The 11,409-nt window shown below is 71.9% G+C and carries 9 protein-coding genes; 8 read left to right on the top strand and 1 reads right to left on the bottom strand.

What is annotated here, in order from left to right; all coding sequences use genetic code 11:
- Positions 1-250: 250 nt before the first annotated feature.
- The 6 genes from AC6R2M_RS16915 to AC6R2M_RS16890 are packed head-to-tail and all read left to right on the top strand — an operon-like array spanning position 251 to position 9,428.
- Positions 251-4,528, top strand: a complete 4,278-nt coding sequence (locus AC6R2M_RS16915) for a beta strand repeat-containing protein (protein ID WP_500484169.1) — start codon at positions 251-253, stop codon at positions 4,526-4,528.
- Positions 4,529-4,533: 5 nt separating this feature from the next.
- Positions 4,534-5,061, top strand: coding sequence for a hypothetical protein (locus AC6R2M_RS16910; RefSeq protein WP_500484167.1), 528 nt, complete (start codon positions 4,534-4,536; stop codon positions 5,059-5,061).
- A 32-nt stretch (positions 5,062-5,093) separates the two neighbouring features.
- The gene (locus tag AC6R2M_RS16905; RefSeq protein WP_500484165.1) at positions 5,094-5,612 is read left to right on the top strand and encodes a Csu type fimbrial protein; all 519 of its coding nucleotides are present in this window, start codon (positions 5,094-5,096) and stop codon (positions 5,610-5,612) included.
- A gap of 11 nt (positions 5,613-5,623) precedes the next feature.
- Entirely contained in the window at positions 5,624-6,049 is a 426-nt protein-coding gene (locus tag AC6R2M_RS16900) for a fimbrial biogenesis chaperone (protein ID WP_500484163.1), read from the top strand.
- A 20-nt stretch (positions 6,050-6,069) separates the two neighbouring features.
- Positions 6,070-8,481: a fimbria/pilus outer membrane usher protein gene (locus AC6R2M_RS16895; RefSeq protein ID WP_500484161.1), complete on the top strand. Its 2,412-nt coding sequence runs from the start codon at positions 6,070-6,072 to the stop codon at positions 8,479-8,481.
- The gene (locus tag AC6R2M_RS16890; RefSeq protein WP_500484159.1) at positions 8,478-9,428 is read left to right on the top strand and encodes a Csu type fimbrial protein; all 951 of its coding nucleotides are present in this window, start codon (positions 8,478-8,480) and stop codon (positions 9,426-9,428) included. The genes AC6R2M_RS16895 and AC6R2M_RS16890 overlap by 4 nt, the downstream gene beginning before the upstream one ends.
- A 20-nt stretch (positions 9,429-9,448) precedes the next feature.
- Here AC6R2M_RS16890 and phnF read toward each other — a convergent pair whose 3' ends face one another.
- A complete protein-coding gene (phnF, locus tag AC6R2M_RS16885) occupies positions 9,449-10,192 on the bottom strand; it encodes a phosphonate metabolism transcriptional regulator PhnF (protein WP_500484157.1) in 744 nt (247 codons plus the stop codon).
- A 152-nt stretch (positions 10,193-10,344) separates the two neighbouring features.
- Between phnF and phnG the strand changes: the two genes are divergently transcribed.
- A complete protein-coding gene (phnG, locus tag AC6R2M_RS16880; protein ID WP_500484155.1) occupies positions 10,345-10,812 on the top strand; it encodes a phosphonate C-P lyase system protein PhnG in 468 nt (155 codons plus the stop codon).
- On the top strand, positions 10,809-11,408 hold the full coding sequence (gene phnH / locus AC6R2M_RS16875; protein ID WP_500484153.1) for a phosphonate C-P lyase system protein PhnH: 600 nt from the start codon (positions 10,809-10,811) through the stop codon (positions 11,406-11,408). The genes phnG and phnH overlap by 4 nt, the downstream gene beginning before the upstream one ends.
- The last annotated feature ends 1 nt before the right edge of the window (position 11,409 follow it).

Below are 11,409 nucleotides of genomic sequence, written 5' to 3'. Positions count from 1 at the left end.
AGAATTCTCTATACTCGAATATCGATTCTTCGAGATCGGATATCGGTCCTTCGAACGGAAATATTCGTTTCGGTCCGCCCGGATTTGCTGTGTCCGGGATGCTCTATGTTGGGATTGTGGCGAAGACATAGCCTCCTCGGCGAAAGTCGTGAGACCGGGCATTCGCGTTGTTGGGTCGTGTCGTCAAGCCGTCCCCTTCGAGCCTGTCTTGCCCGGTGCGACTGGTCACGGGGGATCAATGATGCAGATCGTGAACAATCGTCCATCGGCGGTGACGGGGGGCGCGGGGGCGCCTGCTTCGCCGGCCGCGCGTTCCAGCGGGACATTCGAGGGGGTTCGGGGGCTGGCGCGGCGCACCGCGCGTCTCACCGCCTCGACGGGCCTTGCCGGAAGTCTCGCGATCATGGGCCTGATGGGCTCGACTGCGATGCCCGGCATGCCGGGGACCAGGGCTCAGGCGCAGCTCGTGGATCTCTGCACAGGGCTCTCGCTGAACGAGTCGGTCCTGCGCGATCGTCTCGTTCCGCTGCTGCAGGCCGTCGTCAATCCGATCGAAGCCACCGTCGATCCGCTGGTCGGGAATGTCGGCGCGATCGTCAACGGCCTCACCGCCGGCGCTCTCCCCATCCTTCCGCTTCCGGGCCTCCTTACGGTCCCAGCCCTGAACCTGAACGTCAGCTCCATCCTCGGCGGCGTCGCCGCCGGCGCGCCGCTCGGGCTGCAGGTTCTCGACACCAACAACCAGCTTCTCGGCCCCGGCGCCGACTGCAACATCCTCGCCGACAGCTTCCAGCTCGACGGCACGCAGGGCATCTCCATCGGCGGCAACCAGATCGCCGGCCTCGGCAGCGGGACCGGCGCACCGGCGATCGCCCGCACGGTCGATTCCATCGCCTTCGGCGACAATGCGCAGACCGGCTTGGGCTCGGCCGGCGCGATCGCGCTCGGCGTCGATGCCGAAGTCGGTGCGGCGGCAACCGGCGCCATCGCGTTCGGCGATACGGCGGAGGTCGCGGCCGGCGCGACCGGCGGCGTCGCGCTCGGCGCGGGAGCGACGGTCGGCGGCGTCGGCAGCCTCGCGCTGGGCGCCGGTGCCACCGTCACCCAGGCGAACTCGATCGCGCTCGGCGCGGGTTCTGCGACGACGCGCGGCGCTGAGGTCGGCTACACGGCCATCGGCGTCGGCGCGGGCCAGACCAGCACCGGCGAACTCAATGTCGGCGGGCGCACGCTGACCGGCCTTGCCGCCGGCACTGCGGTCGGCGACGCGGTCAACGTCGCGCAGCTCACCTCGGTCGCGGACGCGGTCGGCAGCACGGCCGGCGCGCTCGGCGGCGGGGCCTCCTACGATCCGGCTACCGGCGTCTTCTCGCCGCCCTCCTTCCTCGTCCAGGGCGTTGCGCGCCCGACGGTCGGCGCCGCGCTGACCGCCCTCGACGGACAGGTCTCCACCAACACCACCGACATTACCAACCTGACCCAAGGCACCGTCGGCCTCGTCCAGCAGCTCATTCCGGGCGGCCCCATCACGATCGGCGCAACCGCAGCGGGGGATACGATCGACGTTGCCGGCTCCCTCGGCGTACGCACGCTCACCGGCATCGCCGACGGCGCCCTCACCGAGACCTCCGTCGATGCGGTCACCGGCGCACAGCTCTTCGCCACCAACGAACTGGTCGATACGATCGGCACCGGTCTGGCCGGTACGGTCGATGCGATCGGCGGCGGAGCGGCCCTCGATCCGATCACCGGCGTCCTGACCGCCCCGGCCTTCGTGCTCAACGCCGCCAGCGGCATCGGCGTCGAAACCTTCGACAATGTCGGAGACGCCCTCGGCAACCTCGACGGGCGCACCCTCGAGAACACCACCAACATCACCGAGCTGGTCACCAACATCGAGACCGGCGCGGTCGGCCTCGTCCGCCAGCTCGTCCCGGGCGGCGCCCTGGAGGTCGGCGGGACGGTCGGCGGGACGGTCGTCGACTTCGCCAATGTCGACGGCGACGTGCGCGTCCTCACCGGTATCGCCGACGGCGCTCTCTCCGAGACCTCCGTCGATGCGGTGACCGGCGCCCAGCTCTTCGCCACCAACGAACTGGTCGACGCGGTCGGCACCGGTCTGGCTGGCGCTGTCGATGCGATCGGCGGCGGAGCGGCCCTCGATCCGATCACCGGCGTCCTGACCGCTCCGGCCTTCGTGCTCAACGCCGCCAGCGGCATCGGCACCGAGACCTTCGACAATGTCGGAGACGCCCTCGGCAATCTCGACGGACGAACCCTCGAGAACACCACCAACATCACCGAGCTGGTCACCAACATCGAGACCGGCGCGGTCGGTCTCGTCCGCCAGCTTGTTCCCGGCGGCGCCCTGGAGGTCGGCGGAACGGTCGGCGGAGCGGTCGTCGGCTTCGCCAATGTCGATGGCGACGTGCGCGTCCTCACCGGCATCGCCGACGGCGCCCTCACCGAGACCTCGGTCGATGCCGTGACCGGCGCTCAGCTCTTCGCCACCAACACGGTGGTGGGCACCCTGGGAACCGGTCTCTCGGTGACGGCCGGCGCCCTCGGCGGCGGCGCGTCCTACGATCCGGTCACCGGCATCTTCAGCCCGCCCGCCTATCTGATCCAGGGCGCGGTTCGCACCAATGTCGGGGCGGCGCTGACCGCGCTCGACGATCAGGTCACCATCAACACCGATAACATCCTCGATCTGGAGCTGCAGATCGGCGGGGGCACGATCGGCCTCGTCCAGCAGGCTGGGCCGGGTGCCAACATCACGGTCGGCGCCACGACCGACGGCGACGCGGTCGAGTTCACGCAGTTGGACGGCTCCGCCCGCGTCCTGACCGGCGTCGCCGACGGCGACCTCTCGGCCAGCTCGACCGACGCGGTGACGGGCGCGCAGCTCTTCGCCACCAACGAGGCGGTCGGAACGGTCGAGACGGGTCTGACCAACACCGCCGCCCTCTTCGGCGCCGGTGCGGCCTACGATCCGGCGACCGGCACCTTCACACCGCCGAGCTTCGTCCTCGACGGCGGTGCGGTGACGGAGACGACGGTCGGCGGCGCCATCGCCAACCTCGACACCCGCACCACGACCCTCGCCGGCCAGATCGGCTCGGGCACGATCGGCCTCGTCCAGCAGGGCGCGGACGGCGTGGTCACGGTCGCGGCGGCCACGGGCGGCACGCTGGTGAACTTCGCCGGCACCGACGGCCCGCGCGTCCTCACGGGCGTCGGGGGCGGCTCGGTCGCGGCGGGCTCCACCGACGCGGTCAACGGCGACCAGCTCTTCGCCACCAATACGGGCCTCGCCGCGACGGCGGACGCCCTGGGCGGCGGCGCGTCCTTCGATCCGGCCACCGGCGCCTTCACCGGACCCAGCTATTCGCTGGCCGGCGGCACGGTGACGGCGACCAATGTGGGCGACGCCATCGGCAATCTCGACGGCCGCACGACCGCCAACACCACCGCGATCGTCGACCTCTCCACCCAGATCAACACCGGTCAGGTCGGCCTCGTCCGGCAGGCTGCGGCCGGCGAGAACCTGACGGTCGGCGCCACGACCGACGGCGATGCGGTGGAGTTCAACCAGGCGGACGGCTCGACGCGCCTCGTCACCGGCCTTTCGGACGGAACGGTCGCGGCGGGCTCGACCGACGCGGTGACGGGCAACCAGGCCTTCGCCACCACGACGAGCATCGCCTCGGCGCTCGGCGGCGGCGCTTCGGTCGCGGCGGACGGCACGCTCGCCGCGCCGTCCTACTCGATCGGCGGAACCGGCTTCACCGATGCCGGCTCGGCCTTCGCCGCCCTCGACGACAGCGTGACGGCCCTGCAGAACCAGGTCGGCGCGTTCAATCCGGACGGCAGCCTCGCCTTCGTCTCGGTCAACACCGCAAGGGGCCCGGCGCGGGCGACGGGAACGGAGACCGTGGCGATCGGCGGCGGCTCTGTCGCCTCCGGCGCCAATGCCTCGGCCTACGGGTCCGGCGCCTCGGCGCTCGGCGCCGGCTCCTCCGCCTTCGGCGCGGGCGCTTCGGCCGGGTTCGACAATTCCTCGGCCTTCGGGGCGGGGGCGAGCGCCACGCGCGCCAACCAAATGGTCTTCGGCACGGCGTCGAACACCTACACCATGCCGGGCGTGACCTCGGACGCGAGCCGGGCGGCCCAGAGCGGACCGCTCGACGTCGTCACCACGGACGCGGCCGGCAACCTCGCCTCGCTGCCCCTGTCGGACTTCTTCTCCGGCGTGACAGCGATCGAGGGCCAGCTGGCCCGGATGGACCGCAAGTTCGACCGCCAGTCGGACGGCATCGCCATCGCCATGGCGCTCGGGGCCGTCGCGCTTCCCGCGGACAAGACCTTCGCGCTCACCGGCAGCGTCGGCTATTTCGACGACACCGCCGCCTTCGGGATCGGCGCGGTCGGCCAGATCGCCGACAACTGGTACCTGAACGGCGGCATCGGCGTCGGGACCGAACGCGGCACGGTCGCGGGCCGCGCCGGCCTCACCTACGCCTGGTGAGCCCGATGCGTCGCGCGGCTCTCGCCACCGTCCTCCTCGCCTTCCTCGTGTCGCCGGGTTCCATCCCGGCGGCCGAGGCCTCCGGGGGGCGCCCGGCGGTCGGAAGCCGCGACGACGCCAATCTCGTCGCGGCCCTCGTCCGCTCCCACCTCGTCGCCCTGCACCAGGCCAATATCTCCGGCAACTACTCGGTGCTTCGCGACATCGGGAGCGGACCCTTCCGCGCCCAGTTCACCGCCGCGGATCTCGCGGCGGTGTTCACGCCGCTCCGCAAGCAGTCGATCGACCTGCAGTCGGCGGCGGTCCTGCAACCCGCGATCACCGGCGAGCCGACGCTCGACGAGCAGAACGTCATGCATCTCAGCGGCACGTTCCCCACCTCGCCGGTCCCGGTCGAATTCGAGTTCGCCTTCATGGTCGAAGGCCAGGTCTGGAAGCTCGCCGGCCTTCGCGTCGAGCCGATCCAGGCGGTCGCCGAACTCGGCGTGACACGCCAGCTCGGCTACGCGGTGCCCACGCCGCGGCCCCGCTAGCTCCTTCGCAGAGACGTCAAGGGAGGTCCGAAATGCGTTTCCACACCATCACCGCCGCCGGCGCCGCACTTCTGGCGGGCCTGGCCTTCGGCGCCCCCGCCGCGCAGGCCGCGACCGCGACGACGAATTTCACCGTCACGCTGACCGTGCTCAACCAGTGCGTCGTCGCGGCGACGCCCATGGCCTTCGGATCGCTCGCCCTCGTCGGCGGGACCGGCGGGCAGGCGACGAACGTCCTGACGGTCACCTGCACGGCCGGCACCCCCTTCACGATCGGGCTGAACCAGGGGACGGCGCCCACCGCCACGATCGCGACCCGCCTCATGCGCGGACCGGTCCCGGCGACGACCTCGACGGTCGCCTATTCCCTGTACCAGGACGCCGCCCGCACGATCCTCTGGGGCAACACGACCGACACCCAGGTGAACGGGGGAACGGCCACCGGCCTGCCGCAGAACTTCACCGTCTACGGGCAGATCCTGGGCGGCCAGGGCGTGGCGCCGGCCGGCGCCTACACCGACACCGTCACCGTCACCGTCACCTATCCGTGAGGCGCGCGATCATGCCCCGCCTCGCCGTTCTCGCGATCCTCTGCCTCGGCCTGTCCGCGGCGACGAGCCATGCCGCCTCGATCCGGGTCGCGCCGGTGGGCTTCGAGCTGACGGGCGGAACGGCCACCTCGACGCTCCATATCCGCAACGAGGACCAGCGCCCGGTCACGGTCCAGGTCCGCGTGTTCCGCTGGGACGAGCGCGGCGGGCCGGAGGCGCTGGAGCCGACGCGCGACGTGGTGGCGAGCCCGCCTCTGGCGACGCTGGCCCCCGGCACGGAGAATCTCGTGCGGATCGTCAGGCTCAGGAAGGGGCCGGCCGGCCCGCGCGAGACCTATCGCCTGCTCGTCGACGAGGTCCCCGACCGGCGTCCCCTCGCCTCCGGGCAGATCCAGGTGGTGGTGCGCCATTCGATCCCGGTCGTCTTCTCCGACTGAGATCGGCGGGAGGCTTGCGGATGGCATCCTCCTCGAACGGCCGGCTCCTGGCGGCGCTTCTCCTGCTGCTCGCAACGCCGCTCTGCGGCCCGCCGCCCGCCGCCGCCGAGGACGTCGCCGGCTCGGCCAAGGCGCTCGATCTCTATCTTGAGGTCTTCGTGAACGGCGTCTCGAGCGAGCTCGTCGGGCATTTCCGGCGAAGGGCCGACGGTGCCTTCTTCGCCGAGCCGGAGGAGCTGCGCGAGGTCGGCATCGCCCCGGCCGCGCAAGCGACGGGCCGGGACGGCTGGGTCGCTCTCGACGCCCTGCCCGGCGTCGCCTTCGACTATGACGAGGCCGCGCAGACCATCGCCTTCACCAGCGGCGATGAGGGCCGCGCGGCGCGCGTCGTCGATGCCGGCCGCTTCGGCGAGGCCGGGCTGATCGAGCCCGAAACCGGGACCGGGGCGCTGATGAACTATTCGCTCCTCGCCTCCACCGCGACCGGCGCCTTCGACGACCTCTGGTCGCTCGACGGGCTCTCGGCGGTCCTCGAGCCCCGGCTCTACGGTCCCTTCGGCGTGCTCGACCATTCGATGATCGTCTCGGGCGGCGACGGGCGCTTCGACGACATGCGGCGCCTCTCCACCACATGGTCCTTCTCCGACACGTCCGACCTTCGGACCTACCGGATCGGCGACGTCGTCACCGGCGGCCTCTCCTGGACGCGGCCGGTGCGGCTCGGCGGGCTGCAGATGCAGAGCGACTTCGCGCTGCGCCCGGACCTCGTCACCTTTCCGGTCCCGAGCCTGTCGGGCTCGGCCGCTGTTCCCTCCACCGTCGAGGTCTATCTCGACAATGCGCGCCGCTACTCGGCCGAGGTGCCGGCCGGTCCCTTCGAGATCGCCAATCTGCCCGTCGTCGAGGGCGGCTCCACCGCCCGTCTCGTCGTCCGCGACGCGCAAGGGGTGGAGCGCGTCACGCAGACGCCCTTCTTCGCCTCGACGCGGCTTCTGGCGCCGGGCCTTGCGGACTATTCGGCCGAGTTCGGCTTCGCGCGCCGCTCCTACGGCGTCAGATCGGACGATTACGACGACCGGCCGATGGGCTCGGCCTCGCTGCGCTACGGCTGGACCGAGGCGCTGACGCTGGAGGCGCATGGCGAGGGCGGCGAGGGGCTCGCCAATGGCGGCCTCGGCGCGGTCTTCACGCTCGGCTCGCTCGGCGTCGCCTCGCTGGCGGGGGCGGCGAGCCGCAGCGACGAGGGCACCGGCGCGCTCGTCGCGGCGCAGTTGCAGGCGGAATGGTCGGGGATCGTCATCAACGCGCGCGCGCAGCGCACCTTCGGCCCCTATGACGACATCGCCTCCGTCACGGCCGAGCCGCTGACGACGCCGGGTCTCGTCCCGGATGTTCTGATCGCGCGGCGCCAGCCGAGGGAACTCGACCAGATCGGTCTGTCCTTCCCGCTCGGCTTCGATCCGTCCACGCTCAGCGTCAGCCTGGCGCGCATCCGCACCGAGTTCGACGAAACGAGCGAAATCGCCGGGCTCTCCTGGTCCCGCGCCCTTCCGGGCAACGCCAGCCTCTTCGCCTCCGGCTTCGCCTCGCTCGACGGGCGGCAGGCCGGGCTCTACGCCGGTCTGTCCTTCCCCCTCGGCGAGCGCGTCAACGGCCAAATCGCGGGCTTTGCCGATTCCGAAATTCTCGGCGGAACGGCCGAGATCACCCGCAGCGCCGGGCGCGCCGTCGGCGACTACGGCTGGCGGCTGCGGGCGGGTGCGGAGACGACCAGCGCGGCGGCATTCACCTACAATGCCGCCGCGGCGCAGATCGAGGCCGGGGTCGAGAGCTTCGACGGCGACCTGCGGGCGAGCGCGCGCGCCGAAGGGGCCGTGGTGTTCGCGGGCGGACGGCCGCATCTCACCCGCCGGATCGACGACGCCTTCGCCCTCGTCGACATCGGGGCGCCGGGCGTGGAGGTCCTGTTCGAGAACCGGCCGGTCGGGCGCTCGGGCGCCGACGGGCGCATCCTCGTGCCGGACCTTCGATCCAACGAGCGCAACGACCTGTCCTTCGACCCGCAGGGCCTGCCGCTCGACATGACGATCGGCGCGACGCGCCGGACGGTGGTTCCGGCCCGGCGCTCCGGCGCGAGCGTCGATTTCGGCCTGGAGCCGGACGCGCAGGCCGCCCTCGTCTCCTTCCGCCGGCCGGACGGCGACTTCGTCGCGGCGGGCTCCGCCGTTCGGCTGAACGGCGAGGAGGTGCTGATCGGCTATGACGGGCAGGCCTATCTGCCGAGGGTCGAGGCCCGAAACGAGGCGATGGTGGAGGATGCCGAGCGCGGCCCCTGCCTCGCCCGCTTCGACTTCTCCAAAAACTCCGAGCAGACGATGGTTTCGGACGTCGCCTGCGTCCCCCTGACAGTGCCCACGGGAGGAACGCCATGAGACGGCCCGTCGCCCGCCTTGCGCTTCTCGCGGTCGCGGCCTGCGCGGCGCTTCTCCTCGCCGGGACCGCGCCGGCCGCGGCGCAGACCTGCAACGCCTCGATCGACAATCTCGCCTTCGGGCCGATCGACACGCTGTCGGGCGGCAATATCGACCGGACCGCGAATGTGACGATCAGCTGCCAGTCGACGCTCGGCGCCGCCGTCTGCCCGGGGATCAATGCGGGTCCCGCCGGACTGGCGGCGGACGGCTCCCGGCTCATGACGTCGGCGGGCGGCCAGAGCCTGCGCTTCCAGCTCTATCAGGACGCGACGCGGCTGGTGCCCTGGGGCTCGCTGGAGAACCCGGCGCTCGGAACGACGCCGCGCATCGTCGTGCCCGGCGGCAACAGTTCGGTCACCGTCCCGCTCTATGCCCGCATCTTCGGCGGCCAGTCCACCGTCCCCATCGGGGACTATTCCGCCGCCTTCTCCGGCGCGCAGACCGGCTTCTACTATGGCGGCGTCAATCTCGGCTGCTCGCTGATCCTGCTCGGAAACGTGACGCGTCCCGCCTTCGACGTGCGGGCGCAGGTCGCCAGCAACTGTCTCGTGGAGGCCGACGATCTCGACTTCGGCTCGCAGGGCCTGCTCAACGCCGCCGTCTCCGCCGCCTCGCGCGTGCGGGTGCGCTGCACGCCCGGCGCGTCCTATTCCATCTCGCTGGGCGGCGGCTCCTCGGGCAGCGGCCTGCCGCGCTTCATGACCCGCACCGGGGGACCCGGACAGATCGCGTACGGCCTCTACCAGGACCCGGCCAACGCCGTTCCCTGGACGACGGCGAGCCTCGTCTCCGGCGTCGGGGACGGGGTGACGCGCACGATCCCCGTCTATGGGCTGGTGCCGGCGCAGCCGACGCCCCCCGCCGGCCGCTACACCGACGTCGTCGTCGTGACCGTCACCCATTGAGGCGACGGGGCCGGCGTCCCTTAGGCCGGGTCCCGGCCGGGCTCGCGCACGACGAATTCGATGCGGTCCGCTGCAAAGCGCGTGCGCAGGACCTGGACCGGCCGCCCTTCGCCGTCCACGTCCACCGCGAGCGTCACCATCACCACCGCGTCCGGCCCGAGGCCGAGATGCTCGGCGTCGCGGGGCGACGCGCGCTCGGCCGTGATGCGCGTCTCCTGGCGCCGGTAGTCGGCGCAGCCCTCGCGCTTCAGGCTTTCGGTGATCGAGCCCGTCTCGGCATAGGCGGCGACGATGCCGGGAAAGCGCGCCGCGTCGAAATAGCCGGTCGCCACGGTCAGCGGAACGCCGTCCGCCACGTGCAGCGTCTCCAGCCGGTGCAGCGGCGCGCCGGGGCGGCAGCCGAACTTCGCGGCGAGGTCGCGATCGGCGGCCACTCGCTCGGCCCCGATCAGGCGCCCTTCCGGCACCCGGCCCTGGCCGATGAGATTGGCGGAGAAGCGGGTGCGCTCGCCGATCGGATAGGACAGACGTTCGGGCGGCGGGGCAATGAAGCTGCCGAGCCCGCGCCGGGTGGAGAGCAGCCCCTCGCGCGACAGGACGGCGAGCGCGCGGCGCAGCGTGTGGCGGTTGACGCCGAAGCGCTCGGCCAGCTCCGTCTCGCTCGGCAGCCGGCCCTCCAGCCGCCCGGCGCGGATCTCGGCCGCCAGATCGTCCCGCACCCGCCGCCAGACGGCGATGCCGCTGCGCTCCGCCTCGCCGATCATCCCCCGCTCCATGTCCGGTGCCCGCCATCGATGCCGCGCGGCGTCGGGCAGCCGGGACCGATCTTTCCGCGCGAACGTCATCGTTGCGTCACGCCGCACGCGTTATAGAAGGGTAGAGATTTACTTGTCTACACAAATATACAGGTGCGGCGATGACGGAGAATTCGACCGACGAGGCGAGGCGCCGCGCGATCGGCGCCTATGCGCTGGCCGACCCGGCTGCCCTCTCCGCCCTCTGCGGGCCGCTGCTGAAAGCCGCGCCTCCGGCCGAGCCGGTGCGGGGCCCCGAGATCGGCCTCGTCATGCTGCGAGGCCGGGCGGGCGGCGGCGGCGCGCCGTTCAATCTCGGCGAGGCGAGTGTCACACGTGCGACAGTGCGGCTCGCCACCGGCGAGGTCGGCTCGTCCATGATCCTCGGACGAGACGCCGACAAGGCCCGCGCGGCCGCTCATCTCGACGCCCTCTGGCAGCGCGACGAATGGCGCGCGCGCATCGAGGCCGAAATCGTGGAGCCGGCCATCGCCGCCGACGAACGCGCCCGCGCCCGTCTCGCCGAAGAGACGCAGGCGACGAGGGTCGATTTCTTCACCGTGGTTCGAGGGGAGGACCAGCAGCCATGAACGCCGTCGCATCGAGAGCCGTATCGGGCGGGTTCAAGGATCCCGTCTTCGACGGCCAGGCCGTGTTCCGCGCCATGATGGGGGTCTTCGCCGAACCCGGCACGATCGCCGACCTCTCCGGCCGCGTCGAGGCCCCGGACGGGCTCGTGCCCGGCGCGGCCGCCCTTCTCGCCGCCCTCAGCGACGCGGATGCGCCCGTCCATCTCGACGAGCCGATGGGCGACGCGCCCGCCTGGCTCGCCTTCCAGACCGGTTCCGCCCCGGTCGGCAGCTGGCGCGAGGCCGCCTTCGTGGTTCTCGCCTTCGGCTCCGACCCGGCCGGTTGGGACCGCTTCCCGCAGGGAACCGAGCCCTATCCCGACCGGTCCGCGACGCTGATCCTCCCGGTCGAGGCCCTGGAAGGCGGCCCGGAGCTGGTGCTTACGGGGCCGGGCATCCAGAGCCGGCGGCGTATCGCCCCGCGCGGCCTGTCGGCGGGCTTCGTCGAGTACCGTCGGCGCAACGCCGCCCTGTTCCCGCGCGGCCACGACCTCGTCCTCGTCGCCGGCACGAGGGTCATGGCCCTGCCGCGCACCACCCGCGTTGCAAAGGCCTGAG

Source organism: Aureimonas sp. CAS (genome assembly GCF_059838215.1).
Note: the sequence above shows the minus strand (reverse complement) of the source record. Positions and strands in the feature narration are given on the sequence as shown.